Source organism: Solimonas flava DSM 18980, assembly GCF_000426685.1.
In the GTDB taxonomy this organism is placed as follows: domain Bacteria; phylum Pseudomonadota; class Gammaproteobacteria; order Nevskiales; family Nevskiaceae; genus Solimonas; species Solimonas flava.
On the sequence record NZ_AUFV01000001.1, the window covers coordinates 512,937 to 533,884 of the forward strand.

Annotated in this window: 12 protein-coding genes; 9 read left to right on the top strand and 3 right to left on the bottom strand. The window is 71.1% G+C overall.

Annotated features, from left to right (window positions below; all coding sequences use genetic code 11):
* Window positions 1–79 precede the first annotated feature (79 nt).
* The 3 genes from K343_RS0102270 to K343_RS0102280 all read left to right on the top strand — a co-directional run bounded on the left by K343_RS0102270 (window position 80) and on the right by K343_RS0102280 (window position 2,446).
* Window positions 80–1,144 (top strand): lactate/malate family dehydrogenase, encoded by a 1,065-nt coding sequence (locus K343_RS0102270; RefSeq protein ID WP_028006671.1) that lies wholly within the window; start codon window positions 80–82, stop codon window positions 1,142–1,144.
* Window positions 1,137–1,583: an ACT domain-containing protein gene (locus tag K343_RS0102275; protein WP_028006672.1), complete on the top strand. Its 447-nt coding sequence runs from the start codon at window positions 1,137–1,139 to the stop codon at window positions 1,581–1,583. Before K343_RS0102270 ends, K343_RS0102275 begins: the two co-directional genes overlap by 8 nt.
* 86 nt (window positions 1,584–1,669) lie before the next feature.
* Window positions 1,670–2,446 carry an SDR family oxidoreductase gene (locus K343_RS0102280; RefSeq protein WP_028006673.1) on the top strand — a complete coding sequence of 259 codons (777 nt, stop codon included), beginning with the start codon at window positions 1,670–1,672 and terminating at the stop codon, window positions 2,444–2,446.
* A gap of 40 nt (window positions 2,447–2,486) precedes the next feature.
* Here the strand turns inward: K343_RS0102280 and K343_RS0102285 are convergent, their stop codons facing one another.
* Entirely contained in the window at window positions 2,487–3,470 is a 984-nt protein-coding gene (locus K343_RS0102285; protein WP_028006674.1) for a quinone oxidoreductase family protein, read from the bottom strand.
* Entirely contained in the window at window positions 3,467–4,918 is a 1,452-nt protein-coding gene (glgA, locus tag K343_RS0102290; protein WP_028006675.1) for a glycogen synthase GlgA, read from the bottom strand. The genes K343_RS0102285 and glgA overlap by 4 nt, the downstream gene beginning before the upstream one ends.
* A gap of 211 nt (window positions 4,919–5,129) precedes the next feature.
* Here glgA and glgC point away from each other — a divergent pair, with 211 nt between their 5' ends.
* From glgC to malQ, 6 genes are all read left to right on the top strand, one after another.
* Complete coding sequence (gene glgC, locus K343_RS0102295; RefSeq protein ID WP_028006676.1) at window positions 5,130–6,386, top strand: glucose-1-phosphate adenylyltransferase; 1,257 nt, start codon at window positions 5,130–5,132, stop codon at window positions 6,384–6,386.
* A gap of 170 nt (window positions 6,387–6,556) precedes the next feature.
* Window positions 6,557–9,910: a maltose alpha-D-glucosyltransferase gene (treS, locus tag K343_RS0102300; protein WP_028006677.1), complete on the top strand. Its 3,354-nt coding sequence runs from the start codon at window positions 6,557–6,559 to the stop codon at window positions 9,908–9,910.
* Window positions 9,907–12,126: a 1,4-alpha-glucan branching protein GlgB gene (gene glgB / locus K343_RS0102305; RefSeq protein ID WP_028006678.1), complete on the top strand. Its 2,220-nt coding sequence runs from the start codon at window positions 9,907–9,909 to the stop codon at window positions 12,124–12,126. The genes treS and glgB overlap by 4 nt, the downstream gene beginning before the upstream one ends.
* Window positions 12,127–12,199: 73 nt before the next feature.
* Window positions 12,200–14,410 (top strand): glycogen debranching protein GlgX, encoded by a 2,211-nt coding sequence (gene glgX / locus K343_RS0102310; protein ID WP_028006679.1) that lies wholly within the window; start codon window positions 12,200–12,202, stop codon window positions 14,408–14,410.
* A complete protein-coding gene (gene treZ, locus K343_RS0102315) occupies window positions 14,407–16,167 on the top strand; it encodes a malto-oligosyltrehalose trehalohydrolase (protein WP_028006680.1) in 1,761 nt (586 codons plus the stop codon). The genes glgX and treZ overlap by 4 nt, the downstream gene beginning before the upstream one ends.
* A complete protein-coding gene (malQ, locus tag K343_RS0102320; protein WP_051277864.1) occupies window positions 16,164–18,251 on the top strand; it encodes a 4-alpha-glucanotransferase in 2,088 nt (695 codons plus the stop codon). Before treZ ends, malQ begins: the two co-directional genes overlap by 4 nt.
* Window positions 18,252–18,295: 44 nt before the next feature.
* Here malQ and glgP read toward each other — a convergent pair whose 3' ends face one another.
* Window positions 18,296–20,878, bottom strand: coding sequence for an alpha-glucan family phosphorylase (gene glgP / locus K343_RS0102325; RefSeq protein ID WP_028006682.1), 2,583 nt, complete (start codon window positions 20,876–20,878; stop codon window positions 18,296–18,298).
* Window positions 20,879–20,948 lie beyond the last annotated feature (70 nt).

Genomic DNA, 20,948 nt, shown 5'->3' on the forward strand with positions numbered 1-20,948 from the left:
GGGCCGACGACCACGGCGCGGCTTTTGCGAGCGTACAATCGCCGCCCTTTTTGGCCGCTCCGAACGCTCTCCTGCCCTCGTGGACATCGCCATCATCGGCGCCAACGGCGATGTCGGCCGCCAGCTCGCCGTCCAGATCATCGCCCGCCGCCTGCTGACGCCGCGCGCACGCCTGCAGCTGATCGGCCGCCGCGGCGGCGGCAGCGAGCGCGCACTGCACGGCCTGCGCGCCGATCTCTACGACGCCTTCGCCGAAATCACGCCGGAAATCGACGTCGGCCTGGCGCCCGAGGACGTCGCCGCCGACCTGATCCTGTTTGCCGCCGGCAGCACGGTATCGACTTCACCGCAGCAGATCGTCGATCGCCGCGAGCTGGCGCAGGGCAATCGCGCGGTGTTCGAGGCCTACGCCCGCAGCCTCGCCGAGCGCGGCCACGGCGAGGAGATCGTCGTCGTCGTCACCAATCCGGTCGAGCTGGGCGTCGCCGTGTTCGCGCGCTACCTCGGCCGGCATCGCGTGATCGGCATGGGCGCCTATCAGGATTCGATGCGCCTGCGCCGCGAGATCGCCGCCGACCTCGGCGTGCGCCGGCAGCGCGTGCAGGCCTATGCGCTCGGCGAGCACGGCGACGCGCTGGTGCCGATGCTGTCGAGCCTGTGGATCTACGGCTTCGACGAGGCCGAGAACGCGCAGACGCGCGAACGCCTGCGCGGCGGCCATTCCGCCTCCGGCTTCGCCGGCCGCCTCGCCACCGAGAAGAAGGTGCTGCGCGCGCTGCTCGCCGAACAGCGCGTGTCGGAAGCGTTCCGCCACGCCGAAAGCCTGCCGGCGACGCTGCGTGCCGTGCTGCTGCCGCTGATCACGCATATCTCCGGCGCCAAGACTGCGGTGTCGACCGCCTCGGTGACCACCGAGCTGGTCGAGGTGATCCTGTCCGGCGGCCAGAGCGTGATCCCGGCGCAGGTGCAGCTCGCCGACGGCGACTGGTTCGGCCCGCCCGGCGTGCTCGGCGTGCCGGTGATGTTCGGCCTGCGCGGCTGGTCGCGGACCACCGACCTCGAACTCGAAGCCGACGAGCGTGTCGCCCTGCTCGATGCGGCCGGCCGCATCGCCGCTCAGCTCAAGGACTGGGGCCATGACTGAAAGCCTGCCGCTGCGCCACGTGGTGTACGTCGTCGAGGTCGCCGAGAAGCCGGGCATCGTGCACGCGCTCGCCGCCGTGTTCGCGCATCGCGGCCTGAGCATGCGCTCGTTCATCGCCGACGCGGTGCGCCGGCCGCCGCGCATCCTGATTCCGTTCGAGGGCACGCCGCGCCAGTGCCGGCTGCTGGCGCAGGTAATCGCACGCCTGCACGACGTGCTCGGCCTGCGCGTGCTCGACGCCGGCGCAGCGGAGCTGCAGGCCTCGGCGCTGTGCCGGCTCGACGCGCCGCCGCCGGCGCTGGCCGGAATCAGCTGGCGCGAAGGCGGCGACGGCACCTGGCAGATGAGCGGCGCCTACCTCGCCGTCGATCGCGCGCTCGCCGAGCTGGCGGCCGGCGGCCAGCTGCGCGAGTCGTTCCGCACCCTCGCCGTGCTCTAAACGGCGCCGACGCAGGGGCGCCGCGCGGCGCCGGCGGCGGTTTCATAGAATCGCGGGCAGAACCCATCCGCAGAGGAGAAGCCCGCATGTCCACCCGTCTGTTCGATCTCGCCGGCCGCGTCGCCATCGTCACCGGCGCGTCGCGCGGCATCGGCGCCGCCACCGCCCGCCTGCTCGCCGAACAGGGCGCGCACGTGGTGCTCGCGTCGCGCAAGATCGAGGATCTCGAAAAGGTCCGCGACGAGATCGCCGCCGCCGGCGGCAAGGCCAGCGCGATCGCCGCGCACGCCGGCGTCAGCGAGGATCTGCAGCGTCTCGTCGCCGAAACCGTCGCCGCGCTCGGCCGGCTCGACATCCTCGTCAACAACGCCGCCACCAACCCGCATTTCGGCCACGTCGCCGAAACGCCGATGGCGATGGTCGACAAGACCGTACAGGTCAACCTGCGCGGCTACTTCGAGCTGTCCTCGCTTGCCGCCCGGCAGATGAAGCAGCACGGCGGCGGCGCGATCGTCAACATCGCCAGCATCAACGGCGTCAAGCCGGGCCTCTACCAGGGCATCTACTCGATCACCAAGGCCGCCGTCATCAGCATGACGCAGTCCTTCGCCAAGGAATGCGCGTCCTGGAACGTGCGCGTCAACGCCGTGCTGCCGGGCCTCACCGACACCAAGTTCGCGTCGGCGCTGACCAAGAACGAGCAGATCCTCAAGCCGGCGCTGCAGATGATTCCGCTCGGCCGCATGGCGCAGCCGCAGGAGATCGCGCCGGCGGTGCTGTTCCTGGCCTCCGACGCGGCCAGCTACGTCACCGGCACGACGCTGACCGTCGACGGCGGCCTGATCGGCTGCGGCGGCCTGTAAGCGGACGCGCGGCGCTGCCGCAGGGCCTGCCCGGCCGGCCCTACGGCAGCAGCACCGTCGAGCCGCTCGTGCGCCGTGCCTCGAGATCGCGATGCGCCTGCGCCGCGTCGCGCAACGCGTAGGTCTGGCCGATCTCGATGCGCACGGCGCCGCGGCGCACGACGTCGAACAGGGCGTTCGCACACGCGGCCAGCTCCGCCGGCGTGGCGATGTAATCGGCGAGCCGCGGCCGCGTCAGGAACAGCGAGCCCTTGCTCGCCAGCAGGCCCGGCGACACCGGCTCGACCGCGCCCGACGCATTGCCGAAGCTGACCAGCATGCCGCGCGGCGCGAGGCTGTCGAGCGAAGCGGCGAAGGTGTCGCGGCCGACGCCGTCGTAGACCACCGGCACGCCGTGACCGCCGGTCAGCTCGCGCACGCGGGCGGCGACGTCCTCGCGGCGGTAATGAATGAGGTGATCGCAGCCGTGCGCGCGCGCCAGCCGCGCCTTTTCCTCGCTGCCGACAGTCCCGATCACGGTCGCGCCGAGGTGCTTGAGCCACTGCGTCGCGATCAGGCCGACGCCGCCGGCCGCGGCGTGCAGCAGCACGGTCTGGCCGCGCTGCACCGGATACAGGCGGCGCAGCAGGTACTCGGCGGTCATGCCCTGCAGCATCATCGCCGCCGCGGTCGGCATGTCGATGTCGTCCGGCAGATGCACCAGACAGGCCGCCGGCAACAGCCGCTGCTCGGCGTAGGCACCGAGCGGCCCGCTGCCACCGTAGGCGACGCGATCGCCGACCGCGAAGCCCTGCACGCCGGCGCCGACCGCAACGATGCGTCCGGCGCCTTCCGTGCCGAGCACGGACGGCAGCGCCACCGGATACAGACCGCTGCGGTGGTAGGTGTCGATGTAATTCAGACCGATCGCCTCGTGGCGGATCAGGACCTCGCCCGGCCCCGGCGCCGCCAGTTCGAGCGCGTCCCACTGCAGCACTTCCGGCCCGCCGTGGGCGTGGATGCGAATCGCATGGGTCGGATTCATCGCGTCGTGTCTCCGGCGGCGGCGAGGCCGCGATACAGCGCTAGATAGGATTGCGCCGAAGCGCTCCACGAAAAATCGCGCGTCATGCCGGCGCGGCGCAGGCGCGCGCGCGTATCGGCCTGCTCGTACAGCTGCAGCGCGCGGCGCACGCCGTAGAGCAGACCGTCGGCGTCGGCGTCGTTGAACAGCACGCCGCTGGCGCTGCCGTCGGCCAGGCTCGCGGCATCGGCATCGACCACGGTGTCGATCAGGCCGCCGGTGCGGCGCACGACCGGGATCGCGCCGTAGCGCTGCGCGTACATCTGGTTGAGACCGCAGGGCTCGAAGCGCGACGGCATCAGCACCAGATCGGCGGCGGCATTGAGACGGTGCGCAAAGCGCTCGTCGTGGGCGATGCGCAGCGCGACGCGGCCGGCCGGCGCCCGCGCGGCGAAATCCTGCAGCCGGCGCTGCAGCTCGGCGTCGCCGCTGGCCAGCAGCGCGTACTGCGCCGGCAGCTGCAGCAGTTCGTCCTGCGCGGCGACGATCAGATCGGCGCCCTTCTGCTCGGCGAGCCGGCCGATGAACACCACCAGCGGCCAGTCGCCAGACGCCAGGCCCAGCTCGGTCTGCAGCAGATACTTGTTGGCGGCCTTGCCGGGAGCGACGTCGTCGACCCCGTAGTGGCGCTCGATCAGCGGATCGCGGCGCGGATCCCAGACCGCGGTGTCGATGCCGTTGGCGATGCCGTGCAGCGCCGCGGCGCGCCAGCGCAGCACGCCGTCGAGGCCATGGCCGTATTCGGGCGTCTGGATCTCGCGCGCGTAGCTCGGGCTGACGGTGCTGATCGCATCGCTGTAGACGATGCCGGCCTTCATGCACGACCAGCGCCCCCAGAACTCCAGGCCGTCCGGCGTCCACCAGGCGTCGGGCAGCCCCAGCGCCTCGTACTGCGCGCGCTCGAACTGACCCTGGTAAGCGAGATTGTGAATCGTGTAGACCAGCGCCGGCCGCGGCGATGCCGAACGCAGCCAGGGCGCGGCGAGCGCGGCCTGCCAGTCGTGCAGATTGACGACGTCCGGCACGTAGTCCGCGTCGAACCCGCGGCCGAGCGCGGCGACCGCCTGCGCAAAGCAGGCAAAACGCAGGGCGTTGTCGGCGAACTCCGCGCCGCCGGCATCGCGGTACGGATCGCCGTCGCGCTCGTAGAGCCCGGCGTCGGCGACCAGATAGACCGGCAGCTCGCCGAGCGTGCCGCGCAGCAGCTGCAGCTCGCGACCGTGCGCGCTCAGCGTGCCGAGCGTGCGCACCGGTGCCAGACGCTCGCGCAGGCCGCGATAGCCGGGCAGCACGACGCGCGCATCGCAGCCGAGCGCACGCAGCGCCGGCGGCAGCGCGCCGATGACGTCGGCGAGCCCGCCGGTCTTGACCAGCGGAAAACATTCGGAGGCCGCGTGCAGGACATTCATGGGCTTGGTTCGGATCGTGCTAGGGCTACGGCGTCGCGCGCAATCCGCGTAGTGTAGAACGCCGCCATCGCACTGACTCGAACGCAGCGCAGAATTTCATTTCGTGAGCAGACGCGCGATAGTTCGGGGTGCAGCCGCACGGCGGCGGGCCGCGACCCGGCGCTGCGCCGGCAGTCTGGCTCGATGCATCCAGAAAAATACGGGAGTGCGCATGACCGGTAACCGCGAAACACGCTTCGTCAGCCGCCTGACCCGCGAAACCCTCGCGCTGGTGATGGCCGGCGGACGCGGCACCCGCCTGATGCAGCTGACCTCGGCGCGCGCCAAGCCGGCGGTTCCGTTCGGCGGCAAGTTCCGCATCATCGACTTCACGCTGTCGAACTGCATCAACAGCGGCATCCGCCGCATCGGCGTGCTGACGCAGTACAAGAGCAATTCGCTGCTGCGACCGCTGCAGCTCGGCTGGAGCTTCCTGCGCGGCCAGCTCGGCGAGTTCGTCGAACTGCTGCCGGCCGAGCAGCGCGGCGAGATCGCCTCCTGGTACGCCGGCACCGCCGATGCCGTCTACCAGAATCTCGATTTCATCAAGGAGCATCAGCCGGCCTACGTGCTGATCCTCGCCGGCGATCACGTCTACAAGATGGATTACGGCCGCATGCTGGCCCACCACGCCCGCACCGGCGCGATGATCACGGTCGGCTGCCTGGAAGTGCCGCTGCAGGAGGCCAGCGCCTTCGGCGTCATGCAGATCGACGAGAACACGCGCGTGCGCCGTTTCGACGAGAAACCGCGTGACCCGCAGCCGATGCCGGGCAAGCCGGACCGCGCGCTGGCGAGCATGGGCATCTACGTGTTCGACGCCCACTTCCTGCTGCGCTGGCTGATGCGCGACGCCAGCATCGTCGAATCGAGCCACGACTTCGGCAAGGACGTGGTGCCTTCGGCGATCGCCGAAGGCGGCGTCTACGCCTACGAGTTCACCGATCTCTACGATCCGGCGCGGCAGGGTTACTGGCGCGACGTCGGCACCGTCGACGCCTACTGGCAGGCCAATATCGAGCTCACCGACGTCACCCCCGAGCTGAACCTCTACGACGAGGAATGGCCGATCTGGACGCACACGCCGCAGGTGCCGCCGGCCAAGTTCGTGTTCGACGATCCGGAGCGGCGCGGCTGCGCGACCGACTCGCTGGTCAGCGGCGGCTGCATCGTCTCCGGCGCCCAGGTTCGGCGCAGCGTGCTGTTCTCGCGCGTGCGCATCGACAGCGGCAGCCATATCGAGGAAACCCTGCTGCTACCGGACGTGCGCGTCGGCCGCAACTGCCGCGTGCGCAAGGCGATCATCGACGAAGGTTGCGAGCTGCCGGACGGCACCGTGATCGGCGAGGATCGCGAGCGTGACGCCCGCCTGTTCCACGTCAGCGAAGGTGGCGTCACGCTGGTGACGCGCGAGATGCTGCTCGACTAAGGCGCCGCGTTCATGCCGCAGTCATGCCGGCCGATCGAGACTGCCGCGGCGTCCGTCACCCGATCCGTCCGCGCCCGCCCGATGCCGCCGATCCGCCACACCGCGCCCCATCGTCCGTATCACGCCGCCGCCCGGCGGCGGCCGGACGCGGCGCGCCGCAGGTCCTGACCATGGCCGCCCGCGCGCCGCGCCCGTCCGCATCGGCCACTGCCGGTGCGCGCTTCACCGATGATCCGCTCTGGTACAAGGACGCGGTCATCTACCAGGTCCACATCAAGAGCTTCTACGACGCCAACGGCGACGGCATCGGCGACTTCGCCGGCCTGATCGAGAAGCTCGATTACATCGCCGAGCTCGGCGTCAACGCGATCTGGCTGCTGCCGTTCTATCCGTCGCCGCGCCGCGACGACGGCTACGACATCGCCGACTACCTCGGCGTGCATCCGGATTACGGCACGCTCGCCGACGCGCGCCGCTTCGTGCAGGAGGCGCATCGGCGCGGCCTGCGCGTCATCACCGAGCTGGTCATCAACCACACCTCCGACCAGCATCCCTGGTTCCAGCGCGCGCGCCAGGCGCGGCCCGGCTCGGCGTGGCGCAATTTCTACGTCTGGTCCGACGACGAGCGGCGCTACGCCGGCACGCGCATCATCTTCCTCGACACCGAGAAGTCGAACTGGACCTGGGATCCGGTCGCCGGCGCCTACTACTGGCATCGCTTCTACGCGCACCAGCCGGACCTGAACTTCGACAATCCGCAGGTGATGAAAGCCGTGCTCGGCGTGATGCGGCACTGGCTCGAACTCGGCGTCGACGGCCTGCGCCTCGACGCGGTGCCGTACCTGATCGAGCGTGAAGGCACCAGCAACGAGAACCTGCCGGAGACGCACGCGATCCTCAAGCGCATCCGCGCCGAACTCGACGCGCGCTTCTCCGGGCGCATGCTGCTGGCCGAGGCCAACCAGTGGCCGGAGGATACGCAGCACTACTTCGGCGGCAAGCCCGCGGACAAGGCGGCCGGCGCCGGCGGGGCAGCCGACGACGGCAAGGTCGAGATCGTCGGCGACGAGTGCCACATGGCGTTCCACTTCCCGCTGATGCCGCGCATGTACATGGCGCTCGCGCAGGAAGACCGCTTCCCGATCACCGACATCCTGCGCCAGACCCCGGACATTCCGGCGAACTGCCAGTGGGCGATCTTCCTGCGCAACCACGACGAGCTGACGCTGGAGATGGTCACCGACAAGGAGCGCGACTATCTCTGGAACGTCTACGCTTCCGACAAGCGCGCGCGCCTCAATCTCGGCATCCGTCGCCGCCTCGCGCCGCTGCTCGAACGCGACCGCCGCCGCATCGAGCTGCTGAACTCGCTGCTGCTGTCGATGCCCGGCACGCCGGTCATCTACTACGGCGACGAAATCGGCATGGGCGACAACATCCACCTCGGCGACCGCGACGGCGTGCGCACGCCGATGCAGTGGTCGCCCGACCGCAACGGCGGCTTCTCGAAAGCCGATCCTGAGCAGCTGGTGCTGCCGCCGAACATGGGCACGCTGTACGGCTACGAGGCCGTCAACGTCGAGGCGCAGTCGCGCGATCCGCACTCGCTGCTCAACTGGATGCGGCGCCTGCTGGCGGTGCGCAAGCGCCAGCATGTGTTCGGCCGCGGCAGCCTCAAGCTGCTCTACCCGCGCAACCGCCGCATCCTCGCCTACCTGCGCGAATACACCGGGCCCGACGGCGTCGCGCAAAGCGTGCTCTGCGTCGCCAACGTCTCGCGCACCGCGCAGGCCGTCGAACTCGAACTTCCCTCGTTCGCCGGCCGCGTGCCGGTCGAGATGATCGGCGGCTCGGCCTTCCCGCAGATCGGCCAGCTGCCCTATCTGCTGACCCTGCCGCCTTTCGGCTTCTACTGGTTCTGGCTGGCGCCGGCCACGCAGCTGCCGGCCTGGTACACGCCGCCGCCGGAACCGCTGCCGGACCTGCAGACGCTGGTGCTGCGCCACGACCTCGGCGAACTGCTCGACGCGCCGCTGCGCACGACCATCGAGCGCGACATCCTGCCGAGCTATCTCGTCAAGCGCCGCTGGTTCGCGACGCGCGACGGCGCGGCGCTGCCGCACGCGCGCTTCGCGCACGTCGCGCTGCTGCGCGAATTCGCGCGGCCGCTGCTGTTCGCCTGCGTCGAAGTCGACGGCGGCGAGCGCTACCAGCTGCCGCTCGGCCTGCTGCCGGAGGAGGAGCAGGTTTCGGCGCTGCCCTTCCAGCTGGCGCTGGCGCGCGTGCGGCGCGGCCCGCGCGTCGCCTATCTGACCGACGCCTACGCGCTCGACGCCTATGCGCGCGGGCTCGTCGCCCATCTCGGCGATGCGCCGCTGACACTGCCCGACGGCCGCCTGCGCTTCGTCGCGTCGCCCGACGGCGCGGCGCTGAAGCTGCCGGCCGATGCCGAGGTGCGGCGCATCGCCGCCGAACGCACCAACAGCTCGCTGATCGTCGGCGAGAAGGTCATCGTCAAGGTCGTGCGCCATCTGCTCGACGGCACGCATCCAGAGGCGGAAATGGACCGCTACCTCGCCGCCGCCGGCTACCCGAACATCCCGCCGCTGCTCGGCGAGGTCGTCTACGAACCGCAGCACGGCGCGCCGATGACGCTGGCGCTGGCGCACGCCTTCGTGCACAACCAGGGCGATGCCTGGACCTGGATGCAGGATCTGCTGGGGCGTGCGATGCACGACGCCACGCAGGGCGGCCAGCCGAGCGGCGCCGGCTTCGAACGGCGCGGCGACGTGCTCGCCGAGCTGATCGAACGCAGCGCCCAGCTCGGCGAACGGCTGGCGGCGATGCACGCCCTGCTGGCGCAACCCAGCGACGATCCGGCCTTCGCGCCGGCGACGGCCGACGCCGCCGTCTGCGCCGGCTGGGCGGCGCAGGTCCGCACGCACCTAGCGTCGGCGTTCGCGGCGCTCGCCGGGCGCGGCATCGCGATCCCGGATACAGCGCGCAACGCGCTCGAGACGCACGTCGACGCGCTCGCCGCGCGCGGCGTCGGCGCGCCGCTGACACGCACGCACGGCGATCTGCATCTGGGCCAGATCCTGATCGTCCAGGATCAGCTCTACTTCATCGACTTCGAAGGTTCGGCGGCGCAGCCCGCCGCCGAACGCCGCGCCAAGACCAGTCCGTTGCGCGACGTCGCGGCGCTGCTCGGCTCGCTGCAGCGCGCCGCCGACGCCGCGCTCGGCGCCGACCGCGCCACGCTCGGCAACGGCGAAGGCGCACGGCGCCGCGAACTCGCCGAGCACTTCCGCACGCAGGCCACGGCCGGCTTTCTCGCGGCCTACGCCAGCTTGCAGCCGGGCACCGGCCCGGCCGACCGCGACGCGCTGCTCGAACTGTTCGGCATCGAGGCCGCGGCGCTACAGTTGCTGCGTGTCGCGCATGGCACGCCGGCCGAATGGGCCACGGCACTGCAGCACTTCCATCGCCGCACGCTCGGCATCGCCAAGGAGTCTTCGCCGTGAACGACCTGTCGCAAGTCGGTGATGACCGCAGCCTGCTGCTGCCGGAGGCGGCGCTCGCCGCCCTCGGCGGCGGCTATTGCGGCGACCCGTTCGCCTGGCTCGGCCCGCACGCCGACGGCAGCAACGGCACCACCATCGTGCGCGCCTACGCACCTGGCACCGAGCGCGTCGAGCTGATCGGCCGCGACGGCGCGCTGCTGGCGACGATGCAGGCGATCCAGATGCCCGGTCTCTACGCCGCGCGCATCGCCGGCGGCACCGCCTACCGGCTGCGCCTGCACTGGCTGGGCGCCACGCAGGAAACCGAAGACCCCTACGCCTTCGGTCTGCTGCTCGGCGAACTCGACCTCTACCTGATCGGCGAAGGCAGCCATCGCGAGCTCGGCCGCTGCCTCGGCGCGCAAGCGATGACGGTCAACGGCATCGACGGCGTGCGCTTCGCGGTCTGGGCGCCGAACGCGCGACGGGTGTCGGTGGTCGGCGACTTCAACAGCTGGGACGGCCGCCGGCACCTGATGCGCCTGCGCAAGCCGGCCGGCGTCTGGGAACTGTTCGTGCCGCGTCTGGCGCCGGGCACGCGCTACAAGTACGAGGTATTCGGCGCGCAGGGCCTGCTGCCGCTCAAAGCGGACCCGGTCGCACTGCAGAGCGAAGCGGCGCCCGGCACCGCGTCGGTGGTCGCCGCGGCCGATCGCCATATCTGGCAGGACCAGACCTGGATGGCGGAGCGCGCGCAGCGCCAGTCGACGCACGCGCCGCTGTCGATCTACGAGGTTCACGCCGGCTCGTGGCGGCGGCGCTGGGACGCCGGCCGGCCGCCGCCGGACTGGGACGAGCTCGCCGAACAGCTGATTCCGTACGTCGCCGGACTCGGCTTCACGCATATCGAGCTGCTGCCGATCATGGCGCATCCGTTCGGCGGCTCCTGGGGCTATCAGCCGCTCGGCCTGTACGCGCCGCAGGCCGAGTTCGGCGATCCGGACGCGTTCCGGCGTTTCGTCGACCGCGCGCACGGCGCCGGCATCGGCGTACTCCTCGACTGGGTGCCGGCGCACTTCCCGACCGACGTGCACGGCCTCGCCCGTTTCGACGGCACCGCGCTGTACGAGCACGAGGACCCGCGCGAGGGTTTTCACCAGGACTGGAACACGCTGATCTACAACCTCGGCCGCCGCGAGGTGCACGGCTTCATGCTGTCGAGCGCGCTGCACTGGCTGGAGCGCTACCACGTCGACGGCCTGCGCGTGGATGCCGTCGCCTCGATGCTCTACCGCGATTATTCGCGGCAGGCCGGCGAATGGGTTCCGAACCGCTACGGCGGCCGCGAGAACCTCGAGAACGTCGACTTTCTGCGCCACCTCAACGACGTCGTGCACGAGCGCTGCCCCGGCGCGCTGATGATCGCCGAGGAATCGACCGCCTGGCCCGGCGTGTCGCGGCCGACGCGCGACGGCGGCCTCGGCTTTTCGTACAAGTGGAACATGGGCTGGATGCACGACACGCTGCAGTACATCCACCGCGATCCGGTGCACCGTCACCATCACCACGACGAGCTGACCTTCGGCCTGATCTACGCCTTCTCCGAGAACTTCGTGCTGCCGCTGTCGCACGACGAAGTCGTGCACGGCAAGGGCTCGCTGCTCGGCAAGATGCCGGGCGACCGCTGGCAGCGCTTCGCCAACCTGCGCGCCTATTTCGGTTTCATGTGGTCGCACCCGGGCAAGAAGCTGCTGTTCATGGGCGGCGAGCTCGCCCAGGAACGCGAATGGGACCACGACGCCGAAATCGACTGGACCTCGCTGACCGACCCGCTGCATGCCGGCATGCAGCGCCTGGTCGGCGACCTCAATCACCTCTACGCCGCCGAGCCCGCGCTGCATGTCGCCGACGGCGAAGGCCGCGGCTTCCACTGGCTGGTCGGCGACGACCGCGCCAACAGCGTCTACGCCTACGTGCGCTACGGCGACGAGGCCGCGGCGCCGGTGATCGCGATCTGCAATTTCACGCCGGTGCCGCGCCGCGGCTACCGCCTCGGCTGTCCGCGTACCGGCCGCTGGCGCGAAATCCTCAACACCGATTCGCGCCATTACGGCGGCAGCGACATCGGCAACGCCGGCGAGCTGCAGGCCGCCGGCGATCCGCGCCACGGCCAGCCGTTCTCGCTGACGCTCGACCTGCCGCCGCTGGCCGTCGTCTGGCTGCGGCATGAATCCTGAATATCGTTTGGCTGATGCCCGCAGGCCGGTGCCGGCCTGAGGCCGTCCCGCCGCCGCGACAAGGAACCGTTCGATGTCCCTCGACCTCCCCGACCGCCTGCTGCCGCCGACGCCGCAACAGTCCGACGGTCCGCTCGGCGCACACTGGGACGGACGCGGCACGCAGTTCGCCGTGTTCTCGGAAAGCGCCGATCTCGTCGAGCTGTGCCTGTTCGACGCCGCCGGCCGCCACGAGCTGCGCCTGCCGATGCCCGAGTGCGTCGACGGCATCTGGCGCGGCTACCTGCCGAATGCGCGGCCCGGCCAGCGCTACGGCTACCGCGCCTATGGCGCGTACGAGCCGCGCGCCGGCAAGCGCTTCAACCCGCACAAGCTGCTGGTCGACCCCTACGCGCGCCAGCTCGCCGGCGAGCTGAAGTGGCATGACGCGCTGTACGGCTACAAGGTCGGCTCGCCGCGCGGCGATCTTTCGTTCGACCGCCGCGACAGTGCCGCCTATGTGCCGAAGGCGGTGGTCGTCGACGAGCATTTCGACTGGGGCAACGACCATCCGCCGCGCGTGCCCTGGGCGCAGACCGCGATCTACGAGCTGCACGTGCGCGGCTACACCATGCGCCGCGACGGCTACTTCGACCACGATCGCGGCACGTTCGGCGCGCTCGGCCATCCGCGCACGATCGACTATCTCAAACGCCTCGGCATCACCGCCGTCGAGCTGCTGCCGATCCACGCCTTCGTCCGCGACCGCTATCTGGTCGAGCGCGGGCTCAGCAACTACTGGGGCTACAACACGCTCGCCTTCTTCGCTCCGGACCGCGCCTACCTGTCGGACGGCACGCTCGGCCAGGTCAAATGGGCGATCAAGCAGCTGCACGCCGCCGGCATCGAGGTGATCCTCGACGTCGTCTACAACCACACCTGCGAAGGCAGCCAGTTCGGCCCGACGCTGTCGCTGCGCGGCCTCGACAACGCCGCCTATTACCGCCTGCTGCCGAGCGATCCGCGCCACTACATCAACGACACCGGCTGCGGCAACACCGTCAACCTCAGCCATCCGGCGACCATCCGTCTGGTCATGGATTCGCTGCGCTACTGGGTGCAGGAGTTCCACGTCGACGGCTTCCGCTTCGACCTCGGCGTCACGCTCGGCCGCGAGGACAGCGGCTATACGCCCGGCGCCGGCTTCTTCGACGCACTGATGCAGGACCCGGTGCTGGCCCGCACCAAGCTGATCTCCGAACCCTGGGACATCGGCCCCGGCGGTTACCAGATCGGCAACCATCCGGCCGGCATGGCGGAGTGGAACGGCAAGTTCCGCGACGACGTGCGCCGCTACTGGAAAGGCGATTCCGGACGCCGGCCGGCGCTGTCCGCGCGCCTGCAGGGCTCGGCGGAAATGTTCGACCATCACCGCCGGCGACCGTGGGCCAGCGTCAACTTCATCACCGCGCACGACGGCTTCACGCTCGAGGATCTGGTCAGCTACAACGCCAAGCACAACGAGGCCAACGCCGAGGACAACCGCGACGGCAGCGACGACAACGACAGCTCCAACTGGGGTGTCGAGGGCCCGACCAGCGACGCCGCCGTGATCGCGCAGCGCGAGCGCACCAAGCGCGCGCTGCTGGCGACGCTGCTGATCTCGCACGGCACGCCGATGCTGCTCGCCGGCGACGAATTCGGGCAGACGCAGGACGGCAACAACAACGCCTACTGCCAGGACAACGCGGTCGCCTGGCTCGACTGGTCGCGTGCCGAGACGCCGCGCGGCGTGGCGCTGCGCGACTTCGTCGCCCGCGTGCTGGCGCTGCGCCGCGAGCATCCGCTGCTGCAGGGTCTCTACTTCCAGCACGCGCGCATCGAGTACGCGCCGGGCCTGCGCGACGTGTTCTGGTTCGACGAGGACGGCATCGAACTCAACGAGGACGACTGGAACAACCCGAACGCGCGCCTGCTCGGCCTGCGCCGCGCCGGACCGAGCGCCGAGCACGAGCAGATGCTCGACGTCGTCATCGCCCTGTTCAACGCCGACGGCAGCGCCTACCGCTTCGACCTGCCGCCGCCGACGCTCGATTACCGACTGCTGCTCGATACCGACGCGCCCGAGCGGCGCGAGCTGCACACCGCCGACGGCAGCGTCGAGGTCGCCGGCCACAGCCTGATGCTGCTCGCGGCGCGCGTCGAACGCGCCGCGTTCGCGCCGGGCTCCGCGGCAGCCGCCAACGAGCCGCGCGTGCTCGTGGTCGGCGACGACGACGGCGACGACGAAGCGCAGGCCGCATGAGTCGCCACGCGTACCGTCTGCCGTTCGGTGCCGAACTGCTCGCCGACGGCGCGCGGACGCGCTTCCGTTTCTACGCACCGGCCCAGCGCGCAGTCGCGCTGGCGCTCGACGACGCGCCGCCGCAGCCGATGCAGCGCGGCGCCGACGGCTGCTTCGAGCGGGAAACCGTGGCCCCGCCCGGCAGCCGCTACCGCTACCGCCTCGACGACGGCCTCGCGGTACCCGATCCGGCGGCACGCGCGCAGGACGGCGACGTGCACGGACCGAGCCTGGTCGTCGATCCGCGCGCCTATCGCTGGCAACACGAAAGCTGGCGCGGCCGTCCCTGGCACGAGACGGTGCTTTACGAGCTGCACGTCGGCTGCTGCGGCGGCTACCGCGGCGTCGCCGCGCGGCTCGAAGCGCTGGCCGCGCTCGGCGTCACCGCGATCGAGCTGATGCCGCTCGCCGAATTCCCCGGTGCCCGCAACTGGGGCTACGACGGCGTGCTGCCGTACGCGCCGGAAGCCTCGTACGGCACGCCCGACCAGCTCAAGGCGCTGATCGACACCGCGCACGGCCTCGGCCTGATGGTATTCGTCGACGTTGTCTACAACCACTTCGGCCCGGACGGCAATTACCTGCATGCCTATGCGCCGGACTTCTTTCGCGCCGACCGCCACACGCCGTGGGGCGCGGCGATCGACTTCCGGCAGCGCGCGGTACGCGATTACTTCATCGGCAATGCGCTGTACTGGCTGCTCGAATACCGCATCGACGGCCTGCGTCTCGACGCCGTGCACGCGATCGAGGAACGCGATTTTCTGGTCGAGCTGGCCGCCCGCGTCCGCGCCGGGACCGAAGCGGGGCGCCACGTGCATCTGGTGCTGGAGAACGGCGACAACGACCTCGCGCTGCTCGCCAGCGGCTATACCGCGCAGTGGAACGACGACGCGCACCACGCGCTGCATGTCCTGCTCAGCGGCGAGCACGAGGGCTACTACGCGCGCTTCGCGGTGCGGCCGGCGGCGCTGCTGGCGCAGATCCTCGCCGAAGGACTCGCCTACCCCGGCCTGCCGCCGCCCGGCGCCCCCCCGCCGACGCTGCCGCCGGACGCCTTCGTGCTGTTCCTGCAGAACCACGATCAGATCGGCAACCGCGCGCACGGCGAACGTCTGATCACGCTCGCCGAGCCCGAAGCGCTGCGCGCGGCCGTCGCGCTGCAGCTGCTGTGTCCGCAGATCCCGCTGCTGTTCATGGGCGAGGAATGGGGCTGCCGCACCCCGTTCCTGTTCTTCACCGACCACGACGCGACGCTGGCGCCGAAAGTCGCCGCCGGCCGTCGCGCCGAGTTCGCGCATTTCGCCGCCTTCGCCGACCCGCTGCGCCGCGAGCGCATTCCCGATCCCAATGCGCCGCCGACCTTCGCGCAGTCCTGCCCCGATTTCACCGCCGCCGCGCACGGCGAATGGCAGGCCTACTACCGCGTGCTGCTGGCGCTGCGCCGCCGCGAGCTGATGCCGCGCCTGTCCGGCGCGCGCAGCGCCGGTGCCGAAGCGGCCGGCGCGCGCGCCGTCGCGGCGCGCTGGCGGCTCGGCGACGGCAGCCTGCTGACACTGGTACTGCAGCTCGGCGGCGAAGCGCTGCCCGCGACGCTGCCCGCCGGGCGCCTGCTGTTCGAAAGCCGCGCCGGCGCCGCCGCCGAGCTGGCGCGCGGCGCGCTCGTCGCGCCCGCCTGCTGTGCCTTTCTCGACGACCCACGACCGGAGTCCGCATGAGCGACGCCGCCCTGCAGCACCTCGCCGAACGCGCCGGCATCGCGCTGCGCTGGACCGACTATCGCGGCACGCCGCGCAGCGTCAGCGACGATACCCTGCGTGCCGTGCTCGGCGCGCTGGAGATTCCGTGCGCGACGCCGGCGCAGATCGCCGACAGCGCGGCACGGCTCGAAGCCGAGGACGCCGATCCGCTGCGCGCGCCGCTGCTGACCGCAGTCGCCGGTGCGCACTGGTCGCTGGCCGCGCCGCAGCTCGCCGGCCGGCGCCTGCCGGTGCGGCTCGAGGACGGCGGCACGCGCGAACTGCACTTCGCGGCCGACGGCGCCGGCGCCGGCACGGCGATGACGCTGCCGCCCGGCTATCACCGCCTCACGCTCGACGACGGCGAGCGCACGCTGGCGGTCGCGCCGCCGCGCGCCTGGGGCGTCAGCGACGCCGCCGGCGCGCGCCGTGCCTGGGGCGTCGCGGCCCAGCTCTACGCCCTGCGCCGCGACGGCGATCTCGGCATCGGCGACTTCACGGCGCTTGCCGACTTCGCCGAACGGGCCGGCGCGCGCGGCGCCGATGCCGTCGCCGTCAGCCCGGTGCACGCGCTGTTCTCGGCCGACGTGCATCACTACAGCCCGTACGCGCCGTCGAGCCGCCTGTTCTTCAACGTCCTGCACGCCGATCCGGCGCTGCTGCTCGGCAGCACGCCGACGCAGGCGCTGCTCGGCGAGCTCGGCCTCGATGCGGAGGCGGCGCGGCTCGCAGCGCTGCCGCTGGTCGACTGGCCGGCGAGCGGCCGCGCGCGCCTCGCGCTGCTGCGCGCCGCCCACGGCCGGCTGGCGGCGCGCCTGCGCCCGGACGATCCGCTCGGGCTCGAATTCCAGCGCTTCGTCGACGACGGCGGCGAAGCGCTGCTCGATCACGCCCGCTTCGAGGTGCTGCACGCGCAGCAGCTCGCGCAAGGCCGCTGGTCCTGGCGCGAATGGCCGGCCGGGCTGCGCGATCCGCGCAGCGCCGCCGTCGCTGCCGCCGCGGCGGCGCAGGCCGACGAACTGCAGTTTCACCTGTTCGCGCAGTGGCTCGCCGCGCGCGGTCTGGCGCAGGCGCAGCGCGCGGCGCGCGACGCCGGCATGGCGATCGGCCTGATCGGCGATCTGGCGGTCGGCACCGACAGCGGCGGCAGCCACGCCTGGAGCCGCCAGGCCGATATGCTGGGCGGCCTGTCGGTCGGCGCCCCGCCCGATCTGCTCAACGCGCTCGGCCAGAGCTGGGGCCTGACCGCGTTTTCGCCGCGGTCGATGCGCCGGCGCGGCTTCAGCGCCTTCATCGAGCTGCTGCGCGCGGCGCTGCGCCACGTCGGCGGCCTGCGCATCGACCACGTGCTCGGGCTGATGCGCCTGTGGCTGGTGCCGCAGGGCGCGCACGCGACCGAGGGCGCGTACCTGAAATGTCCGTTCGACGATCTGCTGCGCCTGGTCGCGCTCGAATCGCAGCGGCATCGCGCGGTGATCGTCGGCGAGGATCTCGGCACCGTGCCCGACGGCATCCGCGACGCGCTGTACGGCTGCGGGCTGATGGGCATGCGCGTGCTGTGGTTCGAAACCGACCACGGCCTGTACGTGGAGCCCTCGCGCTGGCCGCGCGAGGCGATGGCGACCACCACCACGCACGATCTGCCGACCGTCGCCGGCTGGTGGCACGGCCGCGATCTGGACTGGCGCGCGCAGCTGAACCTGTTCGCCCCCGACAGCGACCGCGCGCACGAATACACGCAGCGCGCGGACGAACGGGTCAGGCTGTGGGCCGCGTTCCGCCACGCCGGCGTCGCCGCCACCGAAACGCCGCCGGCACCGGATCAGCCGGACGATGCGATCGACGCGGCGCTGCGTTTCGTCGCGCGCACGCCTTCGGATCTGGCGGTCGTGCCGGTCGAAGACATCGCCGGCATCGTCGAGCAGCCGAACCTGCCGGGCACCACCGTCGAGCATCCAAACTGGCGCCGGCGTCTGCCGGCCGACACCGCGACGCTGTTCGCCGAAGCGCGCGCCGACCGGCGCCTGGACCTGCTCGCCGCCGAGCGGCCGTCGCGCGGCTAGATCAGCGCGCGGCTAGACCGGCGCGGCGCGCACGGCGGCGCCGTTCAGGCCCAGACCGCGGCGCCGAGTTCGCCGGGGTGCGACATCGCCGGATGCGTCGGCCGCATGCGCACGCGCAGGCACTGGCGGCCGGCGAGCGGTTCGAGCGAGCCGACGAAGCGGATCTGGCCGTCGGCGGCGGTCTGCGGATGCAGCAGCGCGCTCTTGTGCACGGTAAAGCGGCCGTGCACCTCGACGCCGAGCAGGCATTCGACGATCACGTCGGTCGGCGCCAGGCCGTTGAGCCCGGCCGCGACCTCGACCGTCAGCGGCGCGCCCTGTCCGACCACCTGCGGCAGCGTCGGCGCCTGCAGCGACACACCGCCCCAGGCCTGGTGCAGCTTCTGTTTCCAGGCCGCGTACTCGCGCGCCAGGGCGTGGCCGGCGGCGGTGAAACGCGCCGTCTGCCGCGCCGCCGGGCCGTAGAAGCCGTGCACGTAGTCCATCACCATGCGCGCCGAATTGAAGCGCGGGATCAGGGTCTTCATCGAGTTCTTGCTGATGCGCACCCACTCCGGCGCATAGGCCTCGTTGTCGGGGCCGTAGTAGAGCGGCACGACCTGCCCTTCGAGGATGTCGAGCAGCTGGCGGGCCTCTTCCTCGTCGCGCCGCCGCCGCGCGATCTCGTCGCCGAGCAGCGAGTACCAGTAGCGCGGATCGACCGGCTCGATCGCGAAGCCGTTCGGGCCGTCCTGGCCCTCGGCGACGTAGCCTTCGTCCCACCAGCCGTCGAGCACGGACACGTTGACGACGCCGTTGATGCCGGCTTTCTCGCCCGAGGTGCCGCTGGCCTCCATCGGATACTCGGGGTTGTTGAGCCAGACGTCGCAGCCTTGCACGAGGTTGCGCGCCAGCAGCATGTCGTAGCCCTCGACCATGATCAGGCGGCCGATGAACTGCGGCTTCATGCTCGTTTCGTAGAGCTTCTGGATCAGCGCCTGGCCGGGCTGGTCCTTCGGGTGCGCCTTGCCGGCGAAGATCAGGATCGCCGGTCGCTGCGGATGGTTCAGCAGCCGCGCCAGACGCTCCTCGTCCTGCAGGATCAGCGTCGCCCGCTTGTAGGTCGCGAAGCGGCGCGCGAAGCCGAGCACCAGCGCCTTGCTGTTCGGATCGCCGATGTAGCGCGTGGCGCGCGCGACGATGGTCTCCGGCACGCCGTTGCGGCGCAGCTGGCGGCGCACGCGCGCGGCGATGTCGCCGAGCAGGTCGCGCTTGAGCTGGCGACGCACGGCGACGTAGCGGTCGTACGGAATGCTGTCGATGCAGCGCCAGAAGTTCGGATCGAGCACGCCGTTGCGCCAGGCGCGGAAGCTGTCGTGGAACAGCCGCGTCCAGGCGCGGGCGATGAAGGTGTGCAGGTGCACGCCGTTGGTGACGTGCCCGATCGGATTTTCCTCCGGCGGGATCTGCGGCCATAGATAGGCCTCCATGCGGCTGGCGACGCCGCCGTGGATTTTCGACACGCCGTTGTGGAAGCGGCTGCCGCGCAGGGCCAGCGAGGTCATGTTGAAGCGGTCGCCGCCGTGCTGGTCGGCGCCGAGCGCGAGCAGCGTCGCCTCCTCCGTGCCGAGGCTGCCGAGCAGGCGGCCGAGGAACCAGCGCATCTGCGCGTGATGGAAGATGTCGTGGCCGGCCGGCACCGGTGTGTGCGTGGTGAACACGGTGCCCGCGGCGACCGCTTCCAGGGCTGCATCGAACGGCAGGCCGGCGGCGACACCCTCGCGAATGCGCTCGAGGATCATGAACGCGGCATGGCCTTCGTTGATGTGCCAGACGGTCGGCGCCCGGCCGAGCGCGCGCAGCGCGCGCACGCCGCCGACACCGAGCACGGTCTCCTGCTGGATGCGCGTGTCGCTGTCGCCGCCGTAGAGCTGGTCGGTGATCGCCCGGTCGGCTTCGCCGTTCTCCGGCACGTCGGCGTCGAGCAGGATCAGCGAGACATGGCCGATCTTGGCTTCCCAGATGCGCAGCTGCACGTCGCGCTCGCCGAGCTCGACGGTGACGCGCAGTTCGCCGCCGTCGGCCTGGCGGCAGAGCCGGATCGGCAGCTCGTCGAAATCGACGGTGTGGGCATTGGCCTGCTGGCGGCCCTGCGCGTCGATGGTCTGCGTGAAGTAGCCCTGCCGGTAGAGCAGGCCGACGGCGATGAACGGCACGCCAAGGTCGCTGATCGCCTTGCAGTGGTCGCCGGCGAGGATGCCGAGGCCGCCGGAATAGATCGGCAGGCTCTCGTGCAGACCGAACTCGGCGCAGAAATAGGCGACCAGATCGTGCTCGGGATGCAGGTGCTTTTCGATCTCCGGCCGCCGCCCGCTGGCCATGTACGAATCGAACGAGGACAGCGCGTGGTGGTAGTCCTCGAGAAAATCGCGATCCTCGGCCAGATGATCGATCGTGGCTTGCGGAATGCGGCGCAGCACCAGCTTGGGATTGTTCTCGCAGCTCAGCCACAGCCGCTGGTCGAGGCGCCAGAACACGCGGCGGATGTCGCGGTCCCAGGCGTAGGCGAGATTGCCGGCCAGCTCCTCGAGCCGGTCCAGGGCCGCCGGAATACGGGGGCGGGCTTCGAAGCTCAGCGTCGTCGTCACCTGTTGCGGTCCTTTCGGGTTCGACTTGTGATGGGCGGCGGCGGATGCCGGCCGACCCGGCGCTATGCGA

What these genes read in the sequence shown, in the direction of transcription:
- K343_RS0102275 (WP_028006672.1), top strand. Translation starts at nt 1,137, where the DNA reads ATGACTGAAAGCCTGCCGCTGCGCCACGTGGTGTACGTCGTCGAGGTC.
- K343_RS0102280 (WP_028006673.1), top strand. Translation starts at nt 1,670, where the DNA reads ATGTCCACCCGTCTGTTCGATCTCGCCGGCCGCGTCGCCATCGTCACC.
- K343_RS0102285 (WP_028006674.1), bottom strand. Translation starts at nt 3,470, where the DNA reads ATGAATCCGACCCATGCGATTCGCATCCACGCCCACGGCGGGCCGGAA.
- glgA (WP_028006675.1), bottom strand. Translation starts at nt 4,918, where the DNA reads ATGAATGTCCTGCACGCGGCCTCCGAATGTTTTCCGCTGGTCAAGACC.
- glgC (WP_028006676.1), top strand. Translation starts at nt 5,130, where the DNA reads ATGACCGGTAACCGCGAAACACGCTTCGTCAGCCGCCTGACCCGCGAA.
- treS (WP_028006677.1), top strand. Translation starts at nt 6,557, where the DNA reads ATGGCCGCCCGCGCGCCGCGCCCGTCCGCATCGGCCACTGCCGGTGCG.
- glgX (WP_028006679.1), top strand. Translation starts at nt 12,200, where the DNA reads ATGTCCCTCGACCTCCCCGACCGCCTGCTGCCGCCGACGCCGCAACAG.
- treZ (WP_028006680.1), top strand. Translation starts at nt 14,407, where the DNA reads ATGAGTCGCCACGCGTACCGTCTGCCGTTCGGTGCCGAACTGCTCGCC.
- malQ (WP_051277864.1), top strand. Translation starts at nt 16,164, where the DNA reads ATGAGCGACGCCGCCCTGCAGCACCTCGCCGAACGCGCCGGCATCGCG.